A 25,815-nucleotide genomic window follows, 5' to 3' on the forward strand; every position below is an offset into this window, starting at 1 on the left:
CACCCCGGTGGCCCGCGCCGTTCCCGCCCGCAGGGGCTAACGGGTCCGCAGCACGCAGTCCCCGCACAGGCCGCCGCCGGGCACCTTGTAGTACAGGCAGCAGCTGCGCCGCACGAAGGCCACCCCGAGGCCCTCCTCGTGGAGGAAGGTGCCGGTGCCGCCGAGCGGCCCGACCTCGGCCAGCAGGCCGGCCGCCAGGGTGACCGCCGCGCCGCCCGGAACCCGGTCGAGGAGCACCCGCAGCGCCCCCACCAGGCCCGACGCCGCGTTCCCGCGCAGCACCTGCGGGGAGACGCCGTAGTGCTCCCGCAGACCCGCGTCGAGCAGTGCCACGTTCCCCAGGACGGTCTCGCCGAGCTCCGCGGCCGGCCGGGCCCCCTCGCCGGGGGCGGGCAGCCACAGCTCCAGCGAGCCGGCGGCGGGCAGCCGCCACCACACCCGGTCCGGCGCCAGGTCCGGTACCCGGCCGCCCAGCGCGGCGCAGCCGAGGCCCAGCGACCACAGCCGCGAGGCGATCCCGAACTGTGCGGTCGACGCCGCCACCCGGCCGGGGCCGGTGCCGATCCGCCGGCCCACCTCGGCCACGTACGGGCCGAGGCGTTCCCCGTACAGCACGCTCAGGGGCCGGAAGCCGTCCCCGGGCGGATCCGCCCCGAACGGCACGGCGAAGAACGGCCCCACGGCCGCCAGGCGGCGCAGTACGTCGTCCATGTCCATGCCGGAGATGATCTCAGGCGGCGGACGCGTCGCCGACGGCCCCCGCCCCCTGCCGCTCCGGCTCCCGCACCGGTACGCCGCCCCGGGCGGGCCCGGGGCCGCGCCGGCCGCCCTGCGCCCACCGGACCGCCGGGCCCATGGCGCAGGAGGCGGCCAGCAGCACCGCGCCGAGCAGCAGCCAGCCGGGGAGTCCCCACACCAGGAGCAGGGACGTCAGCACCGTGGGGCCCAGGGTGCGGGCGATCGGCACGCCGGTCCCGAAGAACCCCTGGTACTGGCCGATGCGCTCGGCAGGGGCCAGTGAGAAGCCGATCTGCCAGGACCCGGCGGACTGCCGCATCTCCCCGTCCACCTGGAGCACCGCACCCGCGACGAGCAGGGCCGCGGCCGCCCAGCCGGCCCCGGGCAGCGCCGAGAGGGCGAACACCACGCAGGAGGCGGCCATGACCAGGCCGGACGCCCGTACCGCGCGCCGTGCGCCGTCCAGGTCGGTCACGGGCCGCGCCGTCCGCACCTGGAACAGCATGACGGCCACCGTGTTGAGCACGAACAACGCCGAGACCAGCCAGCCGGGGGCAGTGGTGCGCTCCACGATCCACAGCGGGACGGCAAGGCTGAGCAGCGGCATCCGCAGCAGCAGGACCGCGTTCAGCAGGGTCACCAGCGCGTAGGGCCGGTCCCGGAGGACCTGGAGCCGCGGCTCCCCCGCCGACCGCCCGGGGGCGGGGGCCACCCGGGGCAGTCGGAGCAGGACGGCGGCGCAGACCAGGAAGCTCACCGCGTCGAGGGCGAGCACCGCCAGGTGGGCCCGCTGCGTGCCGGCGCCGAGGGCGAGGCCGCCCAGGGCCGCGCCCAGCGCCAGTCCGGCGTTGAGCACGGCCTGGAGGTGGGCGAGCACGCCTGTGCGCTCCTGCGCGGGCACGAGGCCGGCGAGCAGGGCCTGGCGGGCTGCGGAGAGCCCGCACTGGGCGGTGGCGTAGCCGGTGACGGCCACGAGGAAGGCGCCGTACGAGCGGATCAGCAGGAAGGAGGCGACGCAGGCGGCGGTGGCCAGTGCCAGCAGCACGGAGGCGCCGCGCGGGCCGCGCCGGTCGGCGAGGGCCCCCAGCGGGACCCCGGCGACCGAGCCGACGGCCCAGGCGAGGGTGAGGCCCAGGCCGATCTGGGCCGGTGAGAGGCCGACCACACGGGTGAAGTAGAGGGCCGAACAGACGTAGTAGGCGCCGTCACCGACCGAGTTGGCCAGCTGGGCGGCGGCGAGCCGGCGGGGTGCTCCGGGCGCGGGGAGTATCCGTGTCGTCACCGGTTCATTCCACCAGTGGAGTGGCCCACGGGAGTGGTCCACTCCGGCTGCTCTTCGGCGGGCCATTGCATGCCGTTCAGGGCCCCGCCGGCCCCCGCCGGCTGCCCTTCCGGCGGGCCCGGCAGGATGTCCGGCAACGTCCGGTTGACGAGCGGCGGCCGGGCCGTGCCGGGCGGGTGTCCGGCGCCGCTTCGGACCGCGAGCATCGTCGCAGGTCAGAGCCGTTGAGTCGGGTGTTCGGCAGCCCTCGGGGCCGCCGTCCGGGGGGCCGTCGGAAAACATGGCCGTGCCGTTGCCATTTTGGGGGTTCATGCGAGCCCGTTATCGGGCTACATTGAGCCACTCGCGTTCACCTGACATCTCGTTGCCTTTCACCCGCGTTTTGCGCGGGGGGTGACGTCAGGAGCGCAGACTGTACAACCACCCCACCGCCCAGAAGGACCGAAGGCTCCGTGCCCGTACCCGTACTCCTCGCCGGCCGCACCGTGCGGCTGGAGCCCCTCGCCCCCCACCATGCCGAGGCCTTGGCCATGGCCGGGGCCGAGGATCGTACGACCTACGCCTTCACCCCCGTACCCCACGGAGTGCAGGCGTCCCACGAGTACATCGAACGCGCCCTCGCCGATCAGGCGGCGGGCCGATCGCTCCCGTTCGCCGTGGTGAGAGCCGCGGACGGCCTGGTCGTCGGTTCCACCCGGTTCCTGGAGCTGGACTACTGGCAGGGGCCGCTGGTGTGGCCCGCCGTGCCGGGCGTCCCCTTCGGTGATCCGCTGACGGCGATCCCCGATGCCGCCGAGATCGGCAATACCTGGCTGTCCCCGAGCGCCCAGGGGACCGGGATCAACACGGAGGCGAAGCTGCTCATGCTGCGCCATGCCTTCGAGACCTGGGGAGTGCGGCGGATCTCCCTGCGGGCTGATGCCCGCAACGTCCGCTCGCGGGCCGCCATGGAGCGCCTCGGGTTCACCCCCGAGGGGGTGCGCCGGGCCCATTCCCGGGGGCTCGACGGGGTCGTGCGCAGCACCGCCTTCTACTCGATCCTCGACGAGGAGTGGCCGGCCGTGCGGTCGATCATCGAGTTGAGGCTCTCGGCCCGGACCCCGCGCAAGCGCCGGCGGAAGACCCTCGTTCCGGCGTAACGGTCCTGCACGCGGCCCCCGCCCCTCCCCCTCCCGGCTCCGCCGAAGGTGGGTCCGGGGCGGGGGCCGCTGCCGTCCGGCAGCACAAGCGGAAGCGGAAGCAGGACTCGGTAGGGGGCGTGCGGACCCCGCGGGCCTCGATCGGGGAGCGCGCAGAATTCCGTCGCTCCGTCAGGTGTTCGGCAACGGGCGCCCCCAGAGCAACCCAAGAGCTGGAAAAAAGCGGAACCGGGGAACACGTAGGCTCATCCTTCGAACGGAAGAGACCGACCCCCCGATGGGGCAGCACCAGCCGGAGAGCAACCGCACATGTCGTACTCACCCGACGGACAGCACCAGCCGTACCGATCGGAAGGCCAGTACCGCCAGCAGCCCTACGGCACCTCGTACGCACAGCCGTACGAATCCCAGCAGCGCCAGCCCCCTTACGGTCCCCCGCAACCGCACCACGGGGAGCAGGAACCCGAGGACGTACGGCGGCCCCGGCGCGGCCGCCGCTGGCTGATGGCGGGCGTGTCCTTCCTCGCCCTGGCGGGCATAGCCGCCGGCGTGATGTGGCACTTCGAGATACCCCCGTTCACCGACAAGGGCAAGGACGTCTCCTTCGGGAAGCCCGCCGCGAGCGGCAAGGGCGCCACCGGGGCCAAGCAGGACCCGAACTCCAAGGCACTGATGCCGACCGGCCCGGCGGCCGAGTTCAAGAACTCCATGACCCTGAACGACGGCACCCACGTGGCCGTCACCGTGCTGGACGGCAAGAAGTCCGGCTTCAAGGGCAAGGTCTGGGTGTGGGCGCCCAAGGAGTACAACGACCCGAAGTTCGCCAAGAGCGGCTTCCCGGTCCTGATCGCCCTGCCGGGCGGCGCCGGCTACCCCAACAACTACTGGATGGGCACCGACCTGGGCCTCCAGACCAGCATCAGCAAGTGGTACGCCGAGGGCAAGAGCAAGCCGTTCCTGCTGGCCATGCCGGTGCTCAACCCGTCCGGGGACGAGAAGGGCATCTACTGGGACGGCTCCGACATCCCCGGCCAGCCCAAGATGGGGACCTGGCTCACGGAAGACGTGCCGGACCTGATGAAGGCGAACTTCCGCACCATCAAGTCCCGGGACGGCTGGGCCTTCATGGGCTCCTCCACCGGCGGCTTCGCGAGCCTGAAGTCGGTGCTCAAGCACCCGGACAAGTTCAAGGCCGCCATCTGCTCCGGTCCGGACGTCGTGCCCGACTCCCCGCTGTGGAAGGGCCACGACAAGGAGAAGACCGAGAACGACCCGGGGACACTGGCGAAGGCCCTGGTCGACAAGAAGGGCCCCGAGGTCTACCTCGCCTTCCAGGTCGGCGACAACGAAAACAACAAGAAGACCCTGCCCGACGTGCAGAAGTGGATCGCGACCTACGGCAAGGGCCCGGTCCACACCAGCATGAGGGTCATCCCGAACGGCCAGCACAACGCCAAGTCCTACGTGCCCAGCATGGGCGAGGGCCCGATCCAGTTCATCAGCAAGGTCATGGAGGGCCCGGTGGAATAGCCGCCGGTACGGACCCCTCCGACACCCCGCTCCGCGGCCCGCCGAACACCATCGGCGGGCCGCCGCCGTCCCAGGCCGCCCAGCCGGGGCTGCCGGAGACGGCGAAGCGCACCCAGGCCGCGTGCATCCGGTCGGCCAGCTCCTGCGGGGCACCCGGCCCGGCCAGGTGCGCCACCTCCGGCACGGCGAGGGTGTCGAAGACGAAACCCAGCTCCAGGGCGTGGCAGGCGCCCAGCCCCGGGACGCCGGACGGCCAGGCGAACTCGTACAGGAAGCTCGGGGCCGCCGCCGGGTCCGCCGCCCGCGCCCCCGCGAGCCGGCGCAGCGGGTCCCGCAGCAGCCGGTCCGTGAGCAGTTGGCCCGCGATCTCGGCCGGGCTCGCCCCGGGCAGCGCCTCGCGCAGGGCCTGCACCGTGGTGCGGTCCTTGCCGCTGTGGGCCCGGGCCAGCGCCACGGCGAGCGGACCGAGCCGGTCCAGCAACCGCATGGCGCCGGTGGGGACGAGCCAGAGCCGGTACTCCTCGCTCGTCCAGCCCAGCAGCAGCGGCAGGTCGGCGCCCCGGACGACGGCCTCCCGCAGCGGGTCGCCGGGCAGCGTGCCCGGGTCGGTGACCAGCCCGAAGGCCGGTCCGGCGGCCAGGGGGCCCGAGCGGCGCGAGGCAACGCCCTGTGCGGCGAGCAGGTCCGGCAGCGGGACCGCGGCGAAGGCCGCGGCGGTCGCGGGCACCTTGAGCAGGGAGGCCATCCTCCTCACCATGGCGCGCACCCGGTCGCGCGGCAGGGCCTCGGGGGCGCCGCTCTGCAGCACGGCCTGCGCGAACAGTCCGGCGGCCCGGGGGGCGGCGAGCAGGGCGCCGACGCTGATCGCCCCGGCGGACTCGCCGAAGACCGTGACGCGGCCGGAGTCCCCACCGAAGGCCTCGATGTTCTCCTGTACCCAGGTCAGGGCGGCGATCTGGTCGAGCAGGCCCCGGTTGGCGGGGGCGTCGGGGAACAGCCCGTACCCGAGGACCCCCAGTCGGTAGTTGGCCGAGACGAGGACCACCCCGTCGCGGGCGAAGGCCGAGCCGTCGTAGACGGGGACCGCCGAGGAGCCGCGGGTGAGCGACCCGCCGTGGAGCCACACCATGACGGGCAGCCGCGCCGCGGGGTCGGGAGCGGGCGTCCAGACGTTGAGGTTGAGGCAATCGTCTCCGGGGACGTCAGGGTCGGCCAGCAGGGCCGCGAACCGAGGCGGGTAGGGGACTTTGGGGGCGGTGGGCCCGTACGCCCCGGCGTCGCGGACGCCCTCCCAGCCGGCCGGGGGCTCGGGGGCGGCGAACCGCAGGGGCCCGACGGGCGGGGCGGCGTACGGGACGCCGCGGAAGACGGCGATCCCGCCGGGGCCGGTCCGGCCCTCGACCACGCCGTGCCGGGTACTGGCCCGGGGCCGACCGCCGACGCCCGTTGTGCTCATCGCGTCCTCCGTGGAACCGTTGCGTCCGGCATGTCCGGCGCGGTCTTCCAGTGTGCCGTCCCCCCACGGCATGCCTTTCGCACAGGCGCCCCACGGGTGACGGGGCGTGCCCGGCCCGGGGCCGCCCGGGTTGGACCGGCATGGCATCCATGCGCATCCCCCCGGCCCCCGTCCGCCCCTTCGCCCTGGCCGGCGCGGTCCCCCTGCTCCTGCTCGCGGCCGCCGGCACCGCCCAAGCGGGTTCCGGCGACTTCCAGTACGTCGACCAGCGCGACCGGATCGCCCGGGTGGCGACGCCGGACGGCTGCCAGGAGGCCCGGGGCGGCGGCGCCCGCGGGGTGATCAACAACACGCCCGCCACCGCGACGCTCTACGCGGAACCGGGCTGCAGGGGCAGTGCGGTCGCGGTGCTCCGGCCCGGTGCGGGCGGCCAGATCACCCCGCGGTTCGCGTCCGTCCGGTTCGAGATCACCGCGACGGCCCAGCGGCCGTGACCCCCGGCCCGCCGCCGCGTTGTACGCCATGTCAAAGGCCGCAGTTCCTGCGGCGCCCATCTCAGGAGGAGATTCTTGATGTCGCGTATCGCGAAGGCCGTCGCCGTCACCGCTGCCGCCGGTAGCGTTCTGGCCGCCGGTGCGGGTCTGGCCGTCGCCGATGCCGGAGCGCACGCTGCGGCGATCGGCTCGCCCGGTGTCCTGTCGGGCAACGTCGTCCAGGTTCCGGTGCACGTTCCGATCAACCTGTGCGGCAACACCGTGAACGTGATCGCCCTGCTGAACCCCGCGTTCGGCAACACCTGCATCAACGCGTCGGGCGACGCGAAGCACACCGACCACCACACCGAGGGCTACGGCGGCTGACCGGCCACCGCCACGGCTGATTCCCGGGAAGGGCCCCCGCCGGACGGCGGGGGCCCTTCCCCGTGCCCGCGCCGCGCGGAACGGGCGGCGCATCACTCGTAGCGGTACAGGCCCCGGTGGCCGAGCAACTCGCGCGGGGTGACGTTCCACGGCGGCATCGGCTCGTCCAGGGAGATCACCCGACCGCGCTGGAGATCGCCCGGCGCAAGGGGGGCGGCGGGCAAGTAGCCGGAGTCGGGGTGCTGCTGCTGCCAGCGGTCCCAGAGCAGGTCGACGAACGCGTGGTGCAGCCAGAAGGCGGGGTCGTTCGGGGCGGTGCCGCCGGTCATGTGGCCGCCGATCCACTGGTGGACCTTGTTGTGGTTGCGCCAGCGCTCGCTCTTCGGGGCGGCCCAGCCCTCCAGCTTGTTGCGGAACCCGCCGTCGCGCGCGGTGGAGTTCCAGGGCGAGGTGTCGTACACCGGGTCGTCGAGCGCCCACTGCAACTCGGCCCGGGTGGGCAGGGTGATGGGGTTCTGCGGCCGGCCCAGGTTGCGGGTGAGGAAGCGGGCCTCCGAGAAGCCGACCGTGATCTCCCAGTTGCCCCGCCCGTGGGCGAACGGGCCGGTCGTCACCTGCCGGTCGCCCTCCCGGCCGGTACCGCCGAGGAAGTCCTCGGCCCACAGCGGGGAGGCCGGGCTGGTGTCGGTGGTCCAGTCCCAGTACGGGATGCTCACCCCCGGGTCGACGCCCCGGAGCAGCTGCTCGAACTCCAGCAGGTAGCGCCGGTGCCACGGGAAGAACGAGGGGGACATGTGGCCCACCCGCAGCTTGGTGTCCCGGTCGGGCACGAAGTACCTGTCGTGCGTGCGCACCAGGTCGTCGTACGCGCCGGTGCGCTTGACCTCCAGGACGGCCGCGGTGAACCGCTTCTTCTGGGCGCTGGTCAGGTTCCGCTGGTTCTGCCTGGTGTACAACGCGGGGCTCCTCCCGATCCGTGCGTCAGCCGTGGTGCGGGGCGGCGAGCGCCAGCCGTGTGGTGCCGAGTTCGTCGACGGCCGCGCGGGCGAGCTCCAGCGGGGTCGCGAAGGACTGGAAGTGGTTGATCCCGCTGAGGTAGCTGCCGTCGGCGCGGCGCATCACGTGCAGGGGGCGGCCGTCGATGCTGACCCCGGCCTCGGTGACCGCGATGTGCCGGCCGCGGTACGTTTCCGTCTCCTCGGCCAGGGGGGCCGGGGTGAGGGTCTGCCGGGGGCGGCGGGCGCGCAGGACGGGGGCCAGGGCGGCAGCGGTGCCGGCGAGCACCGCCGCGGTGAAGGCCGTGCGCAGGACCGTGCGGCGGGTCGGTCGTGCCCAGGCGGATGCGGCGTGCATACGTTCTCTCCCTCGCTCGGTGGTTCGCGCCACCGGGTCTAACGCGGCGCGGCGGGGGAGGTCACCTCGGCTGCACGGGACGCTTGTAGAAGAGGGTCGTGGGCTGCAGACGGCCCTCCGGGTCGGCGGCGTAATCGGGGATGCTGCCGGCCTCGGTCCAACCGGCGGCCCGGTAGACGCGCTCGGCGCCGCTGCCGGTCTCGGTGTCGAGGAAGAGCAGCAGCACCCCGGCGCGGGCGGCGGCCCGTTCGGCCTCGGCGAGCAGGGCGCGGGCGGTGCCGCGGCCACGGGCCCCGGGGTGGACCATCAGCTTGCGCAGCTCGGCGCGGTGCCGGCCGTTGGGCTTGGTCTCCCGCTGCCAGCTGACGGTGCCGTCGACGGGGGCGCCGGCTGCTGGGCGGGAGACCCACAGGGCGAGGGAGCCGTCGTCGAGGGCGGGCCGGAGGCCGTCCCACCAGGCGACGGCGCCCGCGCGGTCGAGATCGGCGAGGAAGCCGATCGAGGCGCCGCCCCGAACCACCGCGACGAGCAGGTCGGCGAGTTCGTCGCGGTGGAGGGGGAACCGGTCTGCGGTGATGCGGGAGATGAGCGCGGTCATGGGCCGAGCATAGGGACCGCCACCGGGCGGCTGCCGCCGGGGTGGACGGCGCGGGCCGCTTGGGCGGCCTACGGGGCGGGGAGTTCCGTGAAGTCCGCGACCAGGCCGTGGTGGTGTCCGGCCGTGCCGAGGGCCAGCGCGTCGGCCTTGGCCCGCTTGAGGTAGAGGTGGGCCGGGTGCTCCCAGGTCATGCCGGTGCCGCCGTGCAGCTGGACGCACTCCTCGGCGGCCCGCACCGCGACGCCGGAGCAGTGGGCCTGCGCCACGGCCACCGTGAGCGGTGCGTCCGCGGAGGCGGTGGCGAGGGCGTCGGCGGCCGCCCTGGCCGCCGCACGGGCGGAGGCGACGTCCAGCCAGAGCCGGGCGAGGCGGTGCTTGAGGGCCTGGAAGGAGCCGAGGGGCCGGTTGAACTGGTGGCGGGTCTTCAGATGGGCCACGGTCTGCGTCAGGCACCACTCGGCGATCCCGACCTGCTCCGAGGCGAGCAGCCCGGCCCCGGACAGCAGGGCCCCGGCCACGGCCGCGCGGGCCGTTCCCGGGTCGGCGAGCCGCGTGCCGGGCGCCCGGTCCAGGGTGACGTGGGCCGGCGGCCGGGTCAGGTCCAGCGGGACCTGCGGCGTGAGCGAGACGGCGGCCGCCTCGACCGCGTACAGCCCGGTGTCCGCGAGGACCAGCAGCACGTCGGCGGCGGCCGCGTCCGCCACCGTCGTGGCCCGACCGGTGAGCATCCCGCCCCCGGCGTCCCGTACGGGGGGCGGCAGGGGCGCCCCCGGGCCCAGGGTCAGCGGCAGCGCCGGTACGCAGACCCGCCGGCCGGCGGCCAGTTCGCGCAGCAGCGGCTGCGCCTCGGTCGGGTCGCAGCCCAGCAGGATCTCCGTCGCCAGCACCGCGCTGGTCAGGTAAGGCGCCGGGGCCACGGCGCGGCCGAGCTCTTCCAGGACGACGGCGGCCTCGCGGTGGCCGGCGCCCTGACCGCCGAGCTTCTCGGGGACGAGCAGCCCGGCCGTGCCGATCTCGGCGGCGAGGATGCGCCAGAGGGCGGGGTCGTGGGGCCGGCCGGTCTCGACGCGGGCGAGCAGGGCGGCGGGGGTGCAGCGGTCGGCGAGTAGGGCGCGTACGGCGGCGCGGAGGGCTTCCTCGGTGTCGGAGTAGAGCAGGTCGAGCTCGGCCGCGGGGAAGGTCGTCATCGGGAGAGGTCCTTCCAGGGGAGGTCCTTGTCGTCGCGGGGCTCGGCGGGCAGTCCGAGGACGCGTTCGGCGATGATGTTCAGGAGGATTTCGCTGGTGCCGCCCTCGATGCTGTTGCCCTTGGCGCGCAGGTAGCGGTATCCGGCGTCGCGGCCGGTGAAGTCGACGGTCTCGGGCCGGCGCATCGTCCAGTCCTCGTACACCAGGCCGTCCTCGCCGAGGAGTTCCACCTCCAGTCCGCTGATCTCCTGGTTGAGCCGGGCGAAGGTGTACTTCATGCCGGAGCCCTCGGGGCCGGGCTGTCCGGCGGCCAGCTGCTGGCGCAGCCGCTCGCCGGTCAGCCGGGCGACCTCGGCCTCGACCCACAGCCGGAGCAGGTGCTGGTGCAGGGCGTGGGTGCGCAGGCCGGGCCGTTCGCGCCAGGCGGCGGCGACGGGTGCGATCATGCCGCCTTCGCGGGGGATCCGCATGCCGCCGATGGAGACCCGCTCGTTCATCAAGGTGGTGCGGGCGACCTCCCAGCCCTGGCCGACGGCGCCGAGGCGGTGGGAGTCGGGGATGCGGACGCCGGTGAGGAACACCTCGTTGAACTCGGCCTCGCCGGTGATCTGGCGCAGCGGCCGGACTTCGACGCCGGGGGCGTGCATGTCGCACAGGAAGTAGGTGGTGCCCCGGTGCTTGGGCAGGGCGGGGTCGGTGCGGGCGATCAGGATGGCCCAGCGGGCGGTGTGGGCGCTGGAGGTCCACACCTTCTGGCCGTCCACCACCCACTCCCCCGCGGCCTCGTCGAGGACGGCCCGAGTGCCGAGGGCGGCGAGGTCGGAGCCCGCGCCGGGCTCGCTGAAGAGCTGGCACCAGACCTCTTCGCCGACCCACAGCGGGCGCAGGAAGCGCTGCTTCTGCTCCTCGGTGCCGTACGCCAGGATCGTCGGGGCGGCCATGCCGAGGCCGATGCCGATGCGGCGCGGGTCGTTGTCGGGGGCCCCGGCGGCCTCCAGGGCGGCGTCGACGGCGGCCTGGAGGGAGCGGGGCGCGCCGAGCCCGCCGAGCCCTTCGGGGTAGTGGACCCAGGCGAGGCCGGCGTCGAAGCGGGCCCGCAGGAAGGCGGTGCGGTCGGTGGTGGCGGGCGGGTGCGCGGCGAGCAGCTCCCGGACCCGCCGGGCGAGTTCCTCGGGGGTGGTCACCGTCGGGCACCTCCGTCCGGGCCCGGTACGACGACCAGCCGGCCGGTGGTGGTGCCGTCGGCGACGCGCTGCACGGCGTCTGCGGCTCCGGCGAGCGGTACCCGTTCGCTGACCAGCGGTGTGACGGCGCCCTCGGCGGCGAGCCGGGTGAGTTCGGTGTGGCAGGCGAGGACCGCGGCCGGATCCTTGGCGGCGTAGAGCCCCCAGTGCAGCCCGAGGATGGAGTAGTTCTTGATCAGGGCGTGGTTCAGCGCGGGGGCGGGGACGGTGCCGCCGGCGAAGCCGACGACGACGATCCGGCCCTCGAAGGCCACGCACTTGGCGGAGGCGGTGTAGGCGCTGCCGCCCACGGAGTCGTAGACGACGTCGGCGCCGCGGCCGCCGGTGAACTCCTTCACCCGGGCTGCGACGTCCTCGGTGGTGCGGTCGATGACGAGGTCGCAGCCGAGTTCCTCGGCGGTGCGGGCCTTGGCCCGGCCTCCGACGACGCCGATGACGGTGGCTCCGGCGGCCTTGCCGAGCTGGACGGCGGCACTGCCGACCCCGCCGGCGGCCGCGTGCACGAGCAGGGTTTCGCCCGCCTGGAGGCGGGCCCGGCGGTGCAGGCCGAACCAGCCGGTCTGGTAGCCGATGTGCAGGGCGGCGGCCTGTGCGTCGTCGAGGCCCTCGGGGGCGGGCAGCAGGCCGCGGGCGGGGGCGGTGACGTACTCGGCGAACCCGCCGTGCGGCAGGCTGGGGTTGGCGATGACCCGGCGGCCGTCCTCGGTCTCGCCGCAGACCTCGACGCCGGGGGTGAAGGGCAGGGGCGGGCGGATCTGGTACTGGCCGCGCACGAGGAGTGCGTCGGGGAAGTTGACGTTCGCGGCGAGGACGCGCAGCCGTACCTCTCCCTCGCCGGGCACCGGTTCGGGGACCTCTTCGAGGCGCATGGCCTCGCGGGGTTCGCCGGTCGTGTGTACGCGCCAAGCCTGCATCCGGGGCCTCCAGCCGCCGTCGGGGGAACCACGCTCCGCCGCGCATACTAAGCGGTCGCTTGCCCTCTTGGGAACGGTGTGACGGGGCTGGCGCCCCGGACGGTGGATCAGCGCGAGAAGAGTTCGAAGGTCACGGCCGGGCGGCCCCCGAAGCGGGCCCCCGCCCGCTCGGCGAATCCGGTCAGGAAGGTGCGGCAGTACTCGTGCGGATCCTGATCGGTGAGGACCTCTATGTAGGTCTTGTGTTCCATCAGCGACTGGATGGAGCGTTCCAGTCCGGCGGTGGCGTCCGCCGCGTGCGTCGGGGTGGGAGATCCGGCGACGGCGATCCAGCGCACGCCGTTCCACGGTTCGAGGCCCTGCTCGGTCAGCAGCTCGGGGAAGATCCACCGGTTGCCGGCGTCGGCGGCGGCGTCCAGCGCGGCCCGGCCGACGGCCTTGTGGTCGGGGGTGTTCCAGAACCCGCCGTGCTCGCCGCCCCAGGTGTCCCGGTGGTTGAGGGTGATGAGGAGTTCGGGCCGGTGGCGCCGGATGGCGGCTGCGATGTCCCGACGCAGGTCGAGGCCGTACTGGAGGACGCCGTCGCGGTGGTCGAGGAACTCCACGGTGGAGACCCCGACGACGGCGGCGCTGGCCCGCTGCTCGGCCTCGCGCAGTGGGGCGCACTCCTCCGGGGGGATGGTGTCGATGCCGGCCTCGCCGCGCGTGGCCAGGAGGTAGATCACCTCGCGTCCGCCGTCCGTCCAGTCGGCGATCGCCGCGGCCCCGCCGTACTCCAGGTCGTCGGGGTGGGCCACCACCGCGAGGGCGCGCTGCCAGTCGGTGGGCATGGGTGCGAGCTGGGCGGGCTGTTCCTGATGTTGGGTCATGTCCCGCACAATAGGCCAGACATGAGCACATCGGGCGACCCGTCCTGGGCCAGCGCCCCGCCGCGGACGAGTGCCGGGCCGGGCGGTCCGGGACGTGGCTGCCGGCGCACCTCCTGCCGGTCCGGCGCACGGGCCCGGCAGTAGCCGGGGCCCGTGGCATTGGCGGCTGGCAGGTCGGGGCGGGGATCCTAGAACGCGACGACCGAGCGGAGCACCTCGCCGCGCTCCATCCGGGCGAAGGCGTCCTCGACCCCGTCGAGCGGGATGGTCTCGGAGACGAAGGCGTCCAGGTCGAGGCGGCCCTGCAGGTACAGGTCGACCAGCAGCGGGAAGTCCCGCTCGGGCAGGCAGTCCCCGTACCAGGAGGACTTCAGGGCGCCGCCGCGGCCGAAGACGTCCAACAACGGGAGTTCGAGCTTCATCTCCGGCGTGGGCACGCCGACGAGGACCACGGTTCCGGCCAGGTCCCGGGCGTAGAAGGCCTGCCGGTAGGTCTCGGGGCGGCCGACCGCCTCGATGACGACGTCCGCGCCGTTCCCACCGGTGAGTTCCTGGATCGCCTTGACCACGTCTTCCGTGCGGCCGTTCACGGTGTGGGTGGCACCGAGACCACGGGCCCACTCCAGCTTCCGGTCGTCGAGGTCGACGGCGATGATGCGGGACGCACCGGCCAGGCGGGCCCCGGCCACGGCCGCGTTGCCCACTCCCCCGCAACCGATGACCGCGACCGAGTCGCCCCGCCCGACGCCGCCGGTGTTCAGCGCGGCACCGAGGCCGGCCATGACCCCGCAGCCGAGGAGGCCGGCCGCGGCCGGCGAGGCGGCCGGGTCGACCTTGGTGCACTGGCCGGCGGCGACCAGGGTCTTCTCGGCGAACGCGCCGATGCCGAGCGCCGGGGACAGCGGGGTGCCGTCTTCCAGCGTCATGGGCTGGGTGGCGTTGTGCGTGGCGAAGCAGTACCAGGGGCGACCCCGCTTGCAGGCCCGACAGGTGCCGCACACCGCACGCCAGTTGAGGACCACGAAGTCGCCGGGCGCGACGGCGGTGACGTCCGGCCCCACCGCCTCCACGATGCCGGCGGCCTCGTGGCCGAGGAGGAAGGGGAACTCGTCGTTGATGCCGCCCTCGCGGTAGTGCAGGTCGGTGTGGCAGACCCCGCAGGCCTGGACACGGACCAGCGCCTCGCCGGGCCCGGGGTCCGGTACGAGGATCGTCGTCGTCTCCACCGGTGCGCCCTTGCTCCGTGCGATGACCCCGCGTACGCGATGCGTCACGTCATACCCCGCTCTGTTCGGATCTGTCTGGATCCACGAACGTACACGGGCGGGGCCGGCTAAGGGAGTTGTGTCACGCCTTCGCTCCCGTGGTGGCGAGTTCCGGCGGTAGGGCGGCGCGCAGTGCCGCCCCGAAGGCGGCCACGGCAGGGTGGGCGGCGGCTCCGCTGCGGAAGGCCATCCGGGTACGACGCTCCATCAGCAGCCGGGTGAGGGCCACGGCGGGGGCGGCGTCCTCCGGGATGCCGAGCTGCGGTACGACCGCGACGCCCTGGCCTGCCGCGACGAGGGCGAGCACGGTGGCGAACTCGTCGACCCGGTGGCGCACCCGCGGGGTGAAGCCGGCCGCCCGGCAGGCCCGTACGGTCATGGCGTGACAAAGGGTGCCGGGGGTGGCGGTGATCCAGGGGGCGTCGGCGTGGGCCCGCAGGACGGCGCCCTGGTCGAGGGCCGCCCCGGTTCCGGATGCCGGTCCGGATACGGCCCCGGATCCGGGTCGGGGTGCCGATGCCGGTGGGGGTGCGGGTGCGGGTGCGGCCAGGTACATCGCCTCGCGGAAGAGGGGTTCGGTGGCGAGGCCGGGCTCCGGCGGCGCGGGGACGAAGTCGTACTCGTGCACCAGGGCCACGTCCAGGTCGCCGGCGCGCAGGGCGTGCGCCACGGCCGCCGGGTCGGTCTCCGAGACCATCGGCTCCAGCCCCGGATGGCGCCGGGCCAGGGCGACCAGGGCCGCCGGGACGATGGCCCTGGTGGCGGTGGGGAAGGCGCCGATGCGCAGGGCGCCGGCCAGGCCGCTGCGCGCCTCGGCGAGATCGGCCGCGGCCTCCTCCAGTCGTTCCAGCACGGCCTCGGCGTGCCGGACCAGGTTCTGGCCGGCCGGGGTGAGGCGCACGCTGCGGCCGGTGCGTTCGAGCAGGGGGAGGCCGGCTTCGCGTTCGAGGACGGCGAGTTGCTGGGAGACGGCCGAAGGGCTGAAGGCGAGCGCTTCCGCCACGGCGGCGATCGTGCCGCGGCGGGCGAGTTCGCGCAGCAGGCGCAGGCGTCGTACGTCGAGCATCGGCCCAGCTTACGGTTCGGGTAAGAAATGCGAACTGGATTTGACGGTCGGGGCGTTCGAAGATCTTCGACATGGCACAGGACACCGCCCTTCACGGGATTCACGTACCGCTGATCACCCCCTTCACACGCACGGGGGACGTGGCCGCCGAGGCGCTGGAGGCACTCGCCCACCAGGTGCTCGACGAGGGGGCCGCCGGCATCGTCGCCCTCGGGACCACCGCCGAGACCGCCGCCCTGGAGGAGGCCGAGCGCGAGCTCGTCACCGACGTCTGCGCCCGGGTCTGCCGGGAGCGGGGGGCGGTGCTGACCGTGGGAGCCGGAGGGAGCGGCACCCGGGGCGCCGAGGCCGCGCTGCGCCGGCTCGCGGACCGGCCCGAGGTGCGGGCGGCGCTGGTGACCGTACCGCCGTTCGTCCGGCCCGGGGTGGAAGGGGTGGTGGCACACTTCGCGCGGCTGGCGGAGGTCAGCCCCGTACCCCTGGTCGTCTACCACATCCCGTACCGGACCGGTCAGCAGCTGGACGCGGCAGCGCTGCGGCGGCTCGGCGAGCTGCCTGCGGTGATCGGCGTGAAGTACGCGGCCGGCGGCATCGACCAGGACACGGTGGCGCTCCTCGGCGACCTGCCGGACTCCTTCACGGTGCTGGCGGGCGACGACGTCTACCTGTCGCCGATGCTGGCGATGGGCGCGACCGGCGGGATCCTCGCCTCGGCACATCTGGCGACGGCGCGGTACGCGGAGCTGGCCGCGGCCTGGCGGGCCGGCGACCTGCCGCGGGCCCGGGCGCTGGGCCACGCCCTGGCCGCCCTGTCGGCTGCCGCCTTCGCCGAGCCCAATCCGGTGGTGGTCAAGGGGGTGCTCCACGCACAGGGCCGGATCCCGACCCCGGACGTGCGGCTGCCGCTGCTGCCGGCGGGCCCGGGAGCGGTGGCGGAGGCGTTGGAACGGCTGGAACGACTGGAACGGCCGGGGCAGCCGGAGCGGCTGGAGGGGCCCGAGCGCACGGGTCGGCCGGCGCGGGGCTGAGACGCGTCGGGGAATGCCCCGGACCATGGCGGGCGCGCCGGATTGCGCCCGCCGCGGGCGGTTGGGAAGGAACGACCTGGATGCCCGAATCGGACACATAGAGGGGCGAGTTGCCCGTTTTGCACTCGGCGCCCGAAACCCGTGATATGGGTCACGCGCGCAGCCTCAACATCATTTATCCGGTAGGCCGGGTTCCCTTTTCTGGAAAGGAATTCCGGCATTTCCCGAAGCGTCCCCCCAAGGTCATTTTCCGGATCCGCGCGGGCCATTCGATCACCCGGGGGATTTCGAGCCTTGTTCCGTTCCCGCGGACTCGCTTACGGTCACGTCGTTCCCGGCGGGCAGCTGCCGAATCCGGCCGCCGCCAGGGCTCCCCCCGCACCCGCACGTGAGGAATTCCGCCATGCCCGGTCACGGCAAGCACCGCCGCCCCAAGCAGCGTCCGATCACCCGCAAGCTGGCCTTCGCAGGCACCGGCGGCGCGGCCCTGGCCCTCCCGCTCATCGGCGCGACCACGGCCGGTGCGGTCGGCCAGCCCGCGCTCTCCCCCGCCGTGACCCCCGCGTCGCTGCCCGCGGCGGCGCCGGCCAAGGCTCCCGCGGTCAAGACGGCCACGCCCACCACCTACTCCGTGACCGCCGGCGACACCCTCTCGAAGATCGCCGCCCAGCACTCGGTGAGCGGCGGCTGGCAGGCCCTGTACGAGGCCAACCGCAGCGTCATCGGCACCAACCCTTCGGTCATCCGCCCCGGCACCAAGCTGAGCATCGGCGCCGCCGCGAAGGCGGCCGTGGCCAAGGCGAAGGCCGCGGTCAAGCCGGCCACCACGTACCCGAACAACCTCGACGGGTGGATCCGGGAGTCCCTGGCCGTCATGGCCAAGCACGGAATCCCCGGCACCTACAACGGCATTTACCGCAATGTGATGCGCGAGTCCTCCGGAAACCCGCGGGCCATCAACAACTGGGACTCCAACGCCGCGGCCGGCATTCCCTCCAAGGGCCTGCTCCAGGTCATCGACCCCACCTTCCGGGCCTACCACGTGCCCGGCACCTCGACCGACTCGTACGACCCCGTCGCGAACATCACGGCCGCCTGCAACTACGCGGCCGCCCGCTACGGTTCCATCGACAACGTCAACGGCCCGTACTGACGGACCCGGACCGGGCGGCGGCCGCCCGGGACGCGCGGGCGCGGGCCAGGGTGCGCAGGGGTGCCGCCACGCCGTAGCCGACGTCGCGGCGCAGGGCGCCCGCGCCGGCCCGCTCCACCGCCGCCAGCTGGTGTCCCATCAGCTCGGTCATGGTGGCGACGACCGGGCGCAGTCCCGGCTCGACCAGGCCGAGGATGCCGTCGACGGCCTCCAGGGCGGTCCGGGCGCGCTGCGTCGCCGCGTCGAGGAGGGCGCGGACGGCGGGGGTGTCCCGGGCCTGTTCGAGGTCGGCCCGGGTCACGGAGTGCTCGGCGAGGAGGGCGCGCGGCAGGCAGAGCCGGCCGTCGGCGAGGTCCCCGGCGAGGTCTGCGAGGAAGTCGACGCGCTGGGCGGCGTCCACGAACCGACGCCAGCCGGCCGCCTGTTCCCCGTCGGGGCCGCCCTCGTACTGCAGGCCGGTGAAGGCCATCAGGCCCGGCCAGGCGTAGGCGTCGAGGTAGGCCTGGAAGTCCTCCTCGGTGCCGAAGCCGTCGAAGCCGGCCTCGGCGGTGGACGCGCCGTCCAGGAACCGGGCGATCCACTGTGCGGGCAGCCCCCGCGATGCCACCGCGTGCGCGTAGGCGCGCAGCAGCGGGTCGGGACTGTCCCCGGTCCGCAGGGCCGTGTCGACGCGGCCGGACAGCTCGGCCAGGCCGTGGCGGCGCTGCTGCGGGGTGCCGGTCTCGGCCACGTCGTCGACCAGGTTCATGAAGCCGACCCCGGCCGTCATCCACGGCACCAGGGCGGGCGCGGCGAGCAGGCGCAGCGTCAGGTACGGGGCCGGCTCCCGGCGCAGGACCCGGCGGGCGACGCGGGTGTAGTCGTCGCGCAGCCGGGGGTCGCGTATGCCGGCCGCCGTGAGGGTCGTGCGCCAGGTGGGCATGGTGGTCGTGCTCCTCCAACCGTGTCGGACCGTACGCACGTGCGTACGACGTGCGTACGGGTACACGATCTCAAAGGCGGTAGACCTTCTTCACCTTGCCTTGGGTGTCGGCGTGGATGTAGCCGCCCTGGCCGTACTCGTCGCTGAGGTAGGGCCGCATGGAGGGGCTGGCGTCGAAGAGCCAGGGCTCGATGATGACGTAGCGCGAGGTCGGGTTGGCGACGCCGAGCTCCTGCTTGGCCGTGTCGAGCAGGCCGGGCAACGCGTCCCAGTTGACGCCGCCCATGTCGATCGGCGGCTCGTCGGGCTTGACGGTGCCGCCGGGGCCGCTGCGCTTGGCCTCGCCGTCGCGGTAGTCCCAGCGGTCGTAGGTCTTGGCGCCGGGGCTGGTGGGGATCGACGCGATGACGTACTCCTCGTAGACGGTCATCTCGACGAAGGTGGTCGTGCCCGTCTTCTGCTTGAACGCCTCGATCGCGGTCCGGACGTTGGCGGGGGTGAGCAGGCTTCCCTTCGCTGCGGCGGGGCCGCCCTTTCCGCTGGGCGCGGCCGACTTGGCGCCGCCGGTCGCGGCCGGAGTGGCGGGCGCGGAGGCACTGGAGCCGCCGGAGCCGCCCGAGCCACCGCCCTTGGCGCCGTCCTCCGTCTTGCCCCCGGGAAGCCCGTTGACGAGGGCGACCGCGCCGCCGACCAGGGCCACCACGAGGAGGCCGCCGATCAGGGCCGGGCGGCGACGTGCAGCAGCGGTGGGCACGGGTGCGGTGGCCCCGTACGGCGATCCGCCGCCGGGGGTGAACGGCGGCGGGGCGTACGGTCCGGCGGGGGCCGTCCCGCCGGGCGGTACCGGGCCTGCCCCGGCCGGGGGGACGGCCGGGGGAACGGGCATCGCCGGCGGGGCCGCAGCCGGCTGCGGCGCGGAGAGCTGGGTGCTCGGCGGGCCGTACTGGCCGAGGCCCGCCGGGGGCGTCCGCGGGACGGCCGAAGCCCCGAGAGCAGCGCTCGCGTCCCGGAGCAGTTGTTCCAGCCGGGCTGCGTCGGGCCGGAGGGCCAGGTCCCGTACGAGCAGCTGTTCCAGGACGGGCCCCAGCGGACCGGACCGCACGGGGGCGGGGACCGGGTCCTCCAGCACGGCGACGACGGTGGCCAGGCTGGTGGCGCGGCGCATCGGGTGCGTGCCCTCCGCAGCCACGTACAGCAGCATGCCGAGGGACCACAGGTCGGAGGCCGGTAGGCCCTCCTCGCCGCGCGCCCGCTCGGGCGCGATGTACTCCGGCGAGCCGATGAGCACGCCGGTGGAGGTGAGGGCGGTCGAGCCGTGCAGGGCGGCGATGCCGAAGTCGGTCAGCACGGCCGAGCCGTCGGCCCGCAGCAGCACGTTGGCCGGCTTCACGTCGCGGTGCAGCACCCCTTCGGCGTGCGCGGCGCGCAGCGCGGACAGGACGTCGAGGCCGATCCTGATCACGTCGGCGACCGGCATCGGCCCCGATTCCAGCCGGTCGTGCAGGGAGCCGCCCTTGACCAGCTCCATCACGATCCACGGGTGCCCGTCCGTGCCGGCCGCGGGCTCGACGATGTGGTGGATGGTCACCACGTTCGGGTGCGCGAGGCGGGCCAGGGCCCGGGCCTCGCGCACCGCGCGCTCCCGCAACTGGACGGTGAGGCCGGGCTGGGCCTCGGCCGTCGCCGGGTCCGGCGGGCGCACCTCCTTCAGGGCGACATCGCGGTGCAGGGCGATGTCGCGGGCGCGCCACACCGTGCCCATGCCACCGGCGCCGAGGGGCGCCACCAGTTCGAATCGGCCGTCGACCAGCTGTCTGCCGGCCTCACTTCTGTCCATGGCGGGACATCGTAGGCGGCGCCGCCGTCAACAGCGTCGCCGGTCCTCCGTCAGCATGCCCTGCACGGTGGACACGGTGCGGTCGTAACATCCGCGCGGCGCCTCGGCCCCGTACAGCCGGTAGCGCTCGGTGCTGGTGCCGACCGCGTGCCGCTGCTCGCGCGGCACGTTCACCGTGTAGCTCGCGTCGCCCGTGTAGGTGTCGTCGAGGCGGGTGCGGTCCACGGTCCGGCCGCCGCGCAGGGTGGTCTTCTCGGCACGGTCGCCGAGGGTGATGACGGTGCGCAGCCGGTCCCCGGCGCCGAGGACCGTCTCGCCGTCCATCGTGTAGGTGCGTGCGGTGCGGGTGGTGGCGTGGCCGCGGGTGACGCTCTCCTCGTCCGTCCACGTGGCCGTCAGGGCGTCCTGGCCCTCGCCGTCCGTCCAGCGGTGCACCGACGTGTTGCGGACGCTGCGGGTGACGGTGGTGGTGACCCGGCCGTGGGAGGTGTCGAGCCGGCCGGAGACGGTCAGGCGGTGCCCTCCTTCGGTGTCGAGGCGGTGCGCGGTGGTGCCCGTACCGGGCGTGAAGCGACTGGAGTTGGCCGGTTCGCCCTCCTCGTGCCGGGTCAGGGAGCCGGTGACGACGGCCCGGCCCTCGTCCTGCCACAGCAGGAGGTTCGCCGGGGTGCTCCAGCCGGTCTGCCCGGCCGGGACTCCGTCGACGGAGACCTCGATCCGGTGCTCGCGGCCGTCGTTGAGGAGCGCGGCGAACGGGGTCAGGTCGTAGACGATCGGCCGGACGTCGAAGGCGCGCGGCGCGGGCACCACGTACCAGAGGAACGGGTTGGACCAGCCGCCGGTCCACACGTGCGGGAAGGGGGCGGCGATGCCGGCGAGCCGCCCGTCGACGGAGATCCGGACCTCCCGGTAGGGGCCGCCGGAGGCCTTGCAGGAGTAGGGGGCGGCGTCCGGCGTGGTCATGTACCAGTACTCCTCGCAGCCGCCGCCGGAGCCGGTCGCGTACACCTCGGCGAGGATCCGCTCGGTGTTGCGCGGGGTGGTGACGGCGGGGCGGGTGAGCGGGAGGACCCGGTCGGGGGTGTCGGGGACCGCGGTGTGCCGCTCGACCGTGTGGAAGGTGAGGGTGACCTTGACGTCGATGACGCCGGTGTAGGTGTCGTTGACGACGTTGCCGATCAGCATCTCGACGGGCCGGGACTTGCTGAAGGTGTCCCGGTAGTGGGTGACGTCCTTCTCGACGGACCAGGTGATGCCGTCGGGTGAGGGCTCGGGGGTGGAGGTGCGCAGGATCTCGACGCCGCCGAGGGAGAGGTGGCCGAGGCGGTCGTACTGGCGGCCCTTGACCTTGCCTTCGAGGCGGAGGACCACCTTGGCCCAGGGACCGGTGCCACAGCCGGCGGGCGGGGTGTAGGTACCGGTGTACGGGGTGAAGTCACGGAACTGCGCCTCGACGAGGGTCAGTTCGCAGGACCGGGTCGCGGGGCGCTCCAGCGGCGGGGCCGCGGTGAGCGGGTCGTGCCAGTCGGTGCCGAACTCGGCGGGCGGGTCGGCCGCGACGGCGGCGGCCGACGGGGCGGGCGGGGGCCCGGCGGCGTGCGCGGGCCCCGCGGCGGCCAGCGTGGCCGCGGCGAGCGCGAGCGCGCCGAGCAGGCCGGTGATCCGGTGTCGTGTCATGGCCCCGCAGTGAAGCCCGCCGGCGTCGCCCCCCGCCAGGCCCTCCGCCCGCGCCCTGGCCGGATCCCGCCCCCGCCGGGGGCCCTTCATCGAACGACGGGGTGCGTTCCGCGTACACCGTGTCCCCCGGGCGGAAGACGGCCCCGCCGACGGTAACGGGCTCGTCGACCGTGCCGGCGCCGTCTTGCCCTCTCGCGCGGCACGGTGCCCGGGGCCGTGACCCCGGGGTCGAGGCCGCCGAGTGCGCCCCCCTCGCGGACCGCGCCGTTGATGATCGGCCCGTCCCGTCCAGCTGCGCTGCGCGGCTCCGGCGTCCGTGAAGGAGACGGTTCGCACACCGGCCCGGCGAAGAGCCGGCGCCCGCCGAACGGAAGACGGTGGTGCGGAACCGGCCGGCCCGGGTTCCCTGTCAGTCGCGGGAGTGGCCGAAGAGGATGCGGTAGCCGATGAGCAGCACGAGTGACCCGGCGATCGCGGAGCCCCAGGTGGCGGGGTCGTAGAACTCGTTGGCGATCGGCTTGTCGAGGAACTTCGCGGAGAGCCAGCCGCCGGTGAAGGCCCCTGCGATGCCGATGAGCGTGGTGCCGATCAGACCCCCGGGGTCGCGCCCCGGCAGCAGGAGTTTGGCGACGGCGCCGGCCAGCAGCCCCAGCACGATCCAGCTGACGATCCCCATGCCGTGTTCACTCCGCTCTGCCCGTGCGTGGTCGGTCTCGAGGAGGAGGACGCGGGGAGGGCCGAAACGGTTCTCAGCCCCGGCGGGTCCGCGACGCGGCGATCGCCGTGACCAACACCGCGGCCGCGGCGAGGCCCCCGCAAGCGCGCCGGCAGCGCACCGCGCCGGGCGAACCGGCGGCGAGCACCGACCGGTTCGACCGGTAGGACAGCACCGAGCGGCGCGACAGGGCGCTGAGCAGGGAGCCCGAGCTCAGCCAGGATCCGACGGAGCCGAGGGAGAGCGCCGAGCCGACCGAGCCGACGGACAGGACGCTGCCGAGGGAGCCGACGGAGAGCACCGAGCCCACCGAGCCGATGGACAGCACCGAGTTCCGGGACCAGAGCGAGAGGAACGATCCGTCAGCAGCCGCACCCGTCTTGTGCCTCATGCGGTCATGCTGCCACACGGCCGGCCTCCCCGGGGTTCGCGGCGCAGTGCGTACGCCCGCCGTCCGGTGCCGTACGGGTCAGGAGCAGCACCCCGCGGGCCGCCGCCAGCGCGCCCGCGACGGCGAGCAGGAGGCCGACGGCGCCTCCCTGGAGGCGTTCACCGAGCAGGACCGTGCCGATCGCGGCCGCGGCGAGCGGGTTGGCCAGGTTGACCACGGCGAGGGGTGCGCCGAGTCCGCCCCGGTAGGCCCGCTGCGACAGGAGCATCCCGCCGACCGCGAAGACGACGACGAGCCCCGCCACGGCGAGGACGCGCCCGCTCAACGGGGAGCCCCCGCGGCCGGCCGCCACGGCCACCGTCTGCGTCAGCGCGGAGGCGACGGCCGAGGCCAGCCCGGAGGCGGTCGCGTGCCGCAGCCCCGAGCGCACGCCCCCGCGTACGGTCAGCAGGCCTATCGCGGCGGCGGTGGCGCCGGACACGGCGAGCGCTTCGGCCAGGGTGAGGGTGTCGTCCGGGGCCGGCCCGGAAGCCGGGAGCAGCAGCAGGCCGAGCCCGGTGACGGTGGCCAGGGTGCCGCGCCATTCGGTGGCGGCGACGCGGCGGCCGGCCCGGCGGGCACCCATGGGCACGGCGGCGACGAGGGTGAGCGCCCCGAGCGGCTGGACCAGGGTGAGCGGCCCGTAGCGCAGGGCGGCGGCGTGCAGCAGCGCGGCGGCGGTGTTGAGGCCCGCGGACCACCACCAGGCGCCGTGACCGAGCAGGGCGCGGGCGGTGCGGGCCACGGCGGCGCTGGCGAGGCGTTCCTGGGCGACCGCGGCACAGGCGTAGGCCGCGGCGGAGGCGAGGCAGAGTGCGACGGCGAGGACGGTGGCGTTCACCGGCCGGCTCCGGCGGGCCCGGCGACGCGGCCGGGGGACCCGGGCCCGTCCGCCGGCCCGGCCGACGTGGTGTGGCAGCTCATTCCCGGCCTCGCTTCCTCTCATCGGTCCTGCGTGCGGGCGCCGCCCGAGCGCGAGTCCGGCGGTGACCAGCGGCTGGTCCGGACCGCTACAACACCGAGACGCCAGTGTATCGATACATGCACGTATCGATACGCGGGTGTACCGATACGCAAGCGTTCCTCTACACTTCGGCGACGGAAGCATCCGCTGCGGAGCCCGAGGAGAGCAGCACCCATGTCGTCGACGCAGCCCGCCGGGCGCCGCTCCAAGATCACCCCCGAGCGGATGCAGGAGTTCTACGACGCCGTCCTGGACGAGCTGCGCGAGCACGGCTACGAGGCCCTGACCATGGAGGGCGTCGCCGCGCGGGCCTGCTGCGGCAAATCGACGCTCTACCGGCAGTGGAAGACCAAGCCGCACCTGGTCGCGGCGGCCCTGCGCGCGCACCGGCAGGGCACCCTGGCCGCGGTCGACACCGGCTCCTTGACCGGCGACCTGCGCGAGGCGGCCCGGATCGCCGCCGGCACCTCGGGGCGCGACACCCGGCTCACCCAGGCCCTCGGGCACGCGGTGCTCAGTGACGAGAAGCTCCAGGCGGCCCTGCGCGAGGCACTGGTCGAGCCGGAGCTGGCCGCGTTCGCGGCGATGGTGGCGCGGGCCGTGGAGCGGGGGGAGATCGTTCCGGACCATCCGGCCTTGGAGTTCCTGCCGGCGCAGCTCATGGGCGTCCTGCGGATCCGGCCGGTTCTGGAGGGGCGGTACGCGGACGCCGACTACCTGGTGCGGTTCGTTGACGCGGCCGTGCTGCCCGCCCTGGGCCTGCCCGCCGCCCCGGCGCCCCGGGCCGGTTCCGACCGCCCCGCCCCGCAGGGGGCGTCCGAACCCGGCGCAGCCCCGCGGCGTGCGCCCGGCGGGCTCTGATCCTGCCCCTGAACCGGTGGGCCCCCGTCACGATGACCGGACGGAGCCCGCCCGCGCTGCCTCGTGGGGACGGCGGCAGCGCGCCGGCCGGACCGGGCGGCGGCCACCCGCGCGCGAGGTGGCGGCCGCCCGGTCCGCACGGCCGACCCCTCCCCCTGGCGGGTCAGACGTGTTCGGCGCCCATCGCGCGGACGAACTCCTCCGCATCGGCGTCGTAGCCCCGTACGGCGGTGTCCAGCAGCCAGCAGCCCCCGCCGTCGCGCGTGAACCGCGCGATCGTGGCGGCGGTGGCGTGCGGGACGGCCTCGAAATCGGTCACCGCGAGGTCGGTGTGGCCCTCGCGGATCCGGACGCCCGTACCCCCTATGGCGGCGAACGTCTTGCGCCGGCCGCCGCGCGGACCGGCGTCCTGGATCAGCACGCCGACCACGACCCGCACCGACTCCGGCCGCATCCGGTCCAGTTCGAGGGTCATCACCTCGTCGAAGCCGAAGCCCTGGCCGGTGCGGCTGTCGCGGTTGAGCGTGATGGTGCCGTCGGGCGAACGGCTGCCGAAGTGGACGACCTGGACGGGCTCCCCGTACGGGTCGGCGGCGCCGTAGACCGCCGCCACGATGTCCAGGTCGTGCGGGGGCGCGCCCGCGGGGCTCGGGTCCCACCGCAGCGCGATCTCGATCTTCGCCAGGCTCTTGCGTACTCCGCTCGCCGAACCGGTCACCGAACTCCC

General features: G+C 74.5%; 26 protein-coding genes. 7 read left to right on the forward strand and 19 right to left on the reverse strand.

Features of this window, described 5'->3' with window-relative positions; all coding sequences use genetic code 11:
* Nucleotides 1–36 precede the first annotated feature (36 nt).
* Nucleotides 37–717, reverse strand: coding sequence for a (2Fe-2S)-binding protein (locus tag ACFV7Q_RS01835; RefSeq protein WP_385422492.1), 681 nt, complete (start codon nucleotides 715–717; stop codon nucleotides 37–39).
* Between the two features lie 13 nt (nucleotides 718–730).
* On the reverse strand, nucleotides 731–2,020 hold the full coding sequence (locus ACFV7Q_RS01840) for an MFS transporter (protein ID WP_385422494.1): 1,290 nt from the start codon (nucleotides 2,018–2,020) through the stop codon (nucleotides 731–733).
* A 452-nt stretch (nucleotides 2,021–2,472) separates the two neighbouring features.
* Between ACFV7Q_RS01840 and ACFV7Q_RS01845 the strand changes: the two genes are divergently transcribed.
* Together ACFV7Q_RS01845 and ACFV7Q_RS01850 are read left to right on the forward strand one after the other, a co-directional pair.
* Nucleotides 2,473–3,159 (forward strand): GNAT family N-acetyltransferase, encoded by a 687-nt coding sequence (locus ACFV7Q_RS01845; protein ID WP_385422496.1) that lies wholly within the window; start codon nucleotides 2,473–2,475, stop codon nucleotides 3,157–3,159.
* Nucleotides 3,160–3,468: 309 nt separating this feature from the next.
* Entirely contained in the window at nucleotides 3,469–4,689 is a 1,221-nt protein-coding gene (locus ACFV7Q_RS01850) for an alpha/beta hydrolase (protein ID WP_385422498.1), read from the forward strand.
* Here the strand turns inward: ACFV7Q_RS01850 and ACFV7Q_RS01855 are convergent.
* A complete protein-coding gene (locus ACFV7Q_RS01855; RefSeq protein WP_385422500.1) occupies nucleotides 4,667–6,145 on the reverse strand; it encodes a carboxylesterase/lipase family protein in 1,479 nt (492 codons plus the stop codon). The genes ACFV7Q_RS01850 and ACFV7Q_RS01855 overlap by 23 nt on opposite strands.
* A gap of 149 nt (nucleotides 6,146–6,294) precedes the next feature.
* Here ACFV7Q_RS01855 and ACFV7Q_RS01860 point away from each other — a divergent pair, with 149 nt between their 5' ends.
* Together ACFV7Q_RS01860 and ACFV7Q_RS01865 are read left to right on the forward strand one after the other, a co-directional pair.
* Complete coding sequence (locus ACFV7Q_RS01860; protein ID WP_385422501.1) at nucleotides 6,295–6,639, forward strand: hypothetical protein; 345 nt, start codon at nucleotides 6,295–6,297, stop codon at nucleotides 6,637–6,639.
* A gap of 78 nt (nucleotides 6,640–6,717) precedes the next feature.
* The gene (locus tag ACFV7Q_RS01865) at nucleotides 6,718–7,005 is read left to right on the forward strand and encodes a chaplin (RefSeq protein ID WP_385422503.1); all 288 of its coding nucleotides are present in this window, start codon (nucleotides 6,718–6,720) and stop codon (nucleotides 7,003–7,005) included.
* A 92-nt stretch (nucleotides 7,006–7,097) separates the two neighbouring features.
* On the opposite strand, the gene ACFV7Q_RS01870 is transcribed toward ACFV7Q_RS01865, so the two are convergent.
* The 9 genes from ACFV7Q_RS01870 to ACFV7Q_RS01910 form a co-directional block, all read right to left on the reverse strand.
* On the reverse strand, nucleotides 7,098–7,961 hold the full coding sequence (locus ACFV7Q_RS01870) for a tyrosinase family protein (RefSeq protein ID WP_385422505.1): 864 nt from the start codon (nucleotides 7,959–7,961) through the stop codon (nucleotides 7,098–7,100).
* A 25-nt stretch (nucleotides 7,962–7,986) separates the two neighbouring features.
* Nucleotides 7,987–8,358, reverse strand: coding sequence for a tyrosinase family oxidase copper chaperone (locus ACFV7Q_RS01875; protein WP_385422507.1), 372 nt, complete (start codon nucleotides 8,356–8,358; stop codon nucleotides 7,987–7,989).
* Between the two features lie 61 nt (nucleotides 8,359–8,419).
* A complete protein-coding gene (locus ACFV7Q_RS01880; RefSeq protein ID WP_385422509.1) occupies nucleotides 8,420–8,956 on the reverse strand; it encodes a GNAT family N-acetyltransferase in 537 nt (178 codons plus the stop codon).
* A gap of 68 nt (nucleotides 8,957–9,024) precedes the next feature.
* Complete coding sequence (locus ACFV7Q_RS01885) at nucleotides 9,025–10,143, reverse strand: acyl-CoA dehydrogenase family protein (protein ID WP_385422511.1); 1,119 nt, start codon at nucleotides 10,141–10,143, stop codon at nucleotides 9,025–9,027.
* Nucleotides 10,140–11,327: an acyl-CoA dehydrogenase family protein gene (locus ACFV7Q_RS01890; RefSeq protein WP_385422513.1), complete on the reverse strand. Its 1,188-nt coding sequence runs from the start codon at nucleotides 11,325–11,327 to the stop codon at nucleotides 10,140–10,142. Before ACFV7Q_RS01890 ends, ACFV7Q_RS01885 begins: the two co-directional genes overlap by 4 nt.
* Nucleotides 11,324–12,301, reverse strand: a complete 978-nt coding sequence (locus ACFV7Q_RS01895; protein WP_385422515.1) for an NADPH:quinone oxidoreductase family protein — start codon at nucleotides 12,299–12,301, stop codon at nucleotides 11,324–11,326. Before ACFV7Q_RS01895 ends, ACFV7Q_RS01890 begins: the two co-directional genes overlap by 4 nt.
* 107 nt (nucleotides 12,302–12,408) lie before the next feature.
* Nucleotides 12,409–13,170 carry a PIG-L deacetylase family protein gene (locus tag ACFV7Q_RS01900; protein WP_385422517.1) on the reverse strand — a complete coding sequence of 254 codons (762 nt, stop codon included), beginning with the start codon at nucleotides 13,168–13,170 and terminating at the stop codon, nucleotides 12,409–12,411.
* A 188-nt stretch (nucleotides 13,171–13,358) separates the two neighbouring features.
* Nucleotides 13,359–14,444, reverse strand: coding sequence for an S-(hydroxymethyl)mycothiol dehydrogenase (locus tag ACFV7Q_RS01905; RefSeq protein ID WP_385422519.1), 1,086 nt, complete (start codon nucleotides 14,442–14,444; stop codon nucleotides 13,359–13,361).
* 73 nt (nucleotides 14,445–14,517) lie between these two features.
* Nucleotides 14,518–15,501, reverse strand: a complete 984-nt coding sequence (locus ACFV7Q_RS01910) for a LysR family transcriptional regulator (protein WP_385422521.1) — start codon at nucleotides 15,499–15,501, stop codon at nucleotides 14,518–14,520.
* Nucleotides 15,502–15,572: 71 nt separating this feature from the next.
* On the opposite strand from ACFV7Q_RS01910, the gene ACFV7Q_RS01915 reads away from it, so the two are divergent.
* A complete protein-coding gene (locus tag ACFV7Q_RS01915; RefSeq protein WP_385422523.1) occupies nucleotides 15,573–16,529 on the forward strand; it encodes a dihydrodipicolinate synthase family protein in 957 nt (318 codons plus the stop codon).
* 403 nt (nucleotides 16,530–16,932) lie between these two features.
* Nucleotides 16,933–17,682 carry a transglycosylase SLT domain-containing protein gene (locus tag ACFV7Q_RS01920; protein WP_385422525.1) on the forward strand — a complete coding sequence of 250 codons (750 nt, stop codon included), beginning with the start codon at nucleotides 16,933–16,935 and terminating at the stop codon, nucleotides 17,680–17,682.
* Here ACFV7Q_RS01920 and ACFV7Q_RS01925 read toward each other — a convergent pair.
* The 6 genes from ACFV7Q_RS01925 to ACFV7Q_RS01950 all read right to left on the reverse strand — a co-directional run bounded on the left by ACFV7Q_RS01925 (nucleotide 17,666) and on the right by ACFV7Q_RS01950 (nucleotide 24,104).
* Nucleotides 17,666–18,604, reverse strand: coding sequence for a squalene/phytoene synthase family protein (locus ACFV7Q_RS01925; protein WP_385422527.1), 939 nt, complete (start codon nucleotides 18,602–18,604; stop codon nucleotides 17,666–17,668). The genes ACFV7Q_RS01920 and ACFV7Q_RS01925 overlap by 17 nt on opposite strands.
* Before the next feature lie 70 nt (nucleotides 18,605–18,674).
* Nucleotides 18,675–20,441, reverse strand: coding sequence for a serine/threonine-protein kinase (locus ACFV7Q_RS01930; RefSeq protein ID WP_385422529.1), 1,767 nt, complete (start codon nucleotides 20,439–20,441; stop codon nucleotides 18,675–18,677).
* A gap of 27 nt (nucleotides 20,442–20,468) precedes the next feature.
* Complete coding sequence (locus ACFV7Q_RS01935; protein ID WP_385422531.1) at nucleotides 20,469–22,118, reverse strand: peptide-N4-asparagine amidase; 1,650 nt, start codon at nucleotides 22,116–22,118, stop codon at nucleotides 20,469–20,471.
* Between the two features lie 409 nt (nucleotides 22,119–22,527).
* Nucleotides 22,528–22,794 carry a GlsB/YeaQ/YmgE family stress response membrane protein gene (locus ACFV7Q_RS01940; RefSeq protein ID WP_385422533.1) on the reverse strand — a complete coding sequence of 89 codons (267 nt, stop codon included), beginning with the start codon at nucleotides 22,792–22,794 and terminating at the stop codon, nucleotides 22,528–22,530.
* Between the two features lie 73 nt (nucleotides 22,795–22,867).
* On the reverse strand, nucleotides 22,868–23,224 hold the full coding sequence (locus ACFV7Q_RS01945; protein ID WP_385422534.1) for a hypothetical protein: 357 nt from the start codon (nucleotides 23,222–23,224) through the stop codon (nucleotides 22,868–22,870).
* 4 nt (nucleotides 23,225–23,228) lie between these two features.
* Nucleotides 23,229–24,104: a hypothetical protein gene (locus ACFV7Q_RS01950; RefSeq protein WP_385422536.1), complete on the reverse strand. Its 876-nt coding sequence runs from the start codon at nucleotides 24,102–24,104 to the stop codon at nucleotides 23,229–23,231.
* A 297-nt stretch (nucleotides 24,105–24,401) separates the two neighbouring features.
* Here ACFV7Q_RS01950 and ACFV7Q_RS01955 point away from each other — a divergent pair, with 297 nt between their 5' ends.
* Complete coding sequence (locus ACFV7Q_RS01955; RefSeq protein WP_385422538.1) at nucleotides 24,402–25,088, forward strand: TetR/AcrR family transcriptional regulator; 687 nt, start codon at nucleotides 24,402–24,404, stop codon at nucleotides 25,086–25,088.
* A gap of 163 nt (nucleotides 25,089–25,251) precedes the next feature.
* Here the strand turns inward: ACFV7Q_RS01955 and ACFV7Q_RS01960 are convergent, their stop codons facing one another.
* On the reverse strand, nucleotides 25,252–25,806 hold the full coding sequence (locus tag ACFV7Q_RS01960) for a TerD family protein (protein WP_385422540.1): 555 nt from the start codon (nucleotides 25,804–25,806) through the stop codon (nucleotides 25,252–25,254).
* Nucleotides 25,807–25,815 lie beyond the last annotated feature (9 nt).

It is taken from the genome of Streptomyces sp. NPDC059851 (assembly GCF_042732005.1).
Lineage (GTDB): Bacteria > Actinomycetota > Actinomycetes > Streptomycetales > Streptomycetaceae > Streptomyces.

Excerpts from the sequence above, each read along its gene's own strand:
- ACFV7Q_RS01895 (WP_385422515.1), bottom strand. The coding sequence starts at position 12,301 with ATGCAGGCTTGGCGCGTACACACGACCGGCGAACCCCGCGAGGCCATG.
- ACFV7Q_RS01920 (WP_385422525.1), top strand. The coding sequence starts at position 16,933 with ATGCCCGGTCACGGCAAGCACCGCCGCCCCAAGCAGCGTCCGATCACC.
- ACFV7Q_RS01885 (WP_385422511.1), bottom strand. The coding sequence starts at position 10,143 with ATGACGACCTTCCCCGCGGCCGAGCTCGACCTGCTCTACTCCGACACC.
- ACFV7Q_RS01910 (WP_385422521.1), bottom strand. The coding sequence starts at position 15,501 with ATGCTCGACGTACGACGCCTGCGCCTGCTGCGCGAACTCGCCCGCCGC.
- ACFV7Q_RS01935 (WP_385422531.1), bottom strand. The coding sequence starts at position 22,118 with ATGACACGACACCGGATCACCGGCCTGCTCGGCGCGCTCGCGCTCGCC.
- ACFV7Q_RS01940 (WP_385422533.1), bottom strand. The coding sequence starts at position 22,794 with ATGGGGATCGTCAGCTGGATCGTGCTGGGGCTGCTGGCCGGCGCCGTC.
- ACFV7Q_RS01880 (WP_385422509.1), bottom strand. The coding sequence starts at position 8,956 with ATGACCGCGCTCATCTCCCGCATCACCGCAGACCGGTTCCCCCTCCAC.
- ACFV7Q_RS01915 (WP_385422523.1), top strand. The coding sequence starts at position 15,573 with ATGGCACAGGACACCGCCCTTCACGGGATTCACGTACCGCTGATCACC.
- ACFV7Q_RS01945 (WP_385422534.1), bottom strand. The coding sequence starts at position 23,224 with ATGAGGCACAAGACGGGTGCGGCTGCTGACGGATCGTTCCTCTCGCTC.
- ACFV7Q_RS01925 (WP_385422527.1), bottom strand. The coding sequence starts at position 18,604 with ATGCCCACCTGGCGCACGACCCTCACGGCGGCCGGCATACGCGACCCC.
- ACFV7Q_RS01835 (WP_385422492.1), bottom strand. The coding sequence starts at position 717 with ATGGACATGGACGACGTACTGCGCCGCCTGGCGGCCGTGGGGCCGTTC.
- ACFV7Q_RS01900 (WP_385422517.1), bottom strand. The coding sequence starts at position 13,170 with ATGACCCAACATCAGGAACAGCCCGCCCAGCTCGCACCCATGCCCACC.
- ACFV7Q_RS01855 (WP_385422500.1), bottom strand. The coding sequence starts at position 6,145 with ATGAGCACAACGGGCGTCGGCGGTCGGCCCCGGGCCAGTACCCGGCAC.
- ACFV7Q_RS01860 (WP_385422501.1), top strand. The coding sequence starts at position 6,295 with ATGCGCATCCCCCCGGCCCCCGTCCGCCCCTTCGCCCTGGCCGGCGCG.
- ACFV7Q_RS01930 (WP_385422529.1), bottom strand. The coding sequence starts at position 20,441 with ATGGACAGAAGTGAGGCCGGCAGACAGCTGGTCGACGGCCGATTCGAA.
- ACFV7Q_RS01865 (WP_385422503.1), top strand. The coding sequence starts at position 6,718 with ATGTCGCGTATCGCGAAGGCCGTCGCCGTCACCGCTGCCGCCGGTAGC.
- ACFV7Q_RS01875 (WP_385422507.1), bottom strand. The coding sequence starts at position 8,358 with ATGCACGCCGCATCCGCCTGGGCACGACCGACCCGCCGCACGGTCCTG.
- ACFV7Q_RS01850 (WP_385422498.1), top strand. The coding sequence starts at position 3,469 with ATGTCGTACTCACCCGACGGACAGCACCAGCCGTACCGATCGGAAGGC.
- ACFV7Q_RS01955 (WP_385422538.1), top strand. The coding sequence starts at position 24,402 with ATGTCGTCGACGCAGCCCGCCGGGCGCCGCTCCAAGATCACCCCCGAG.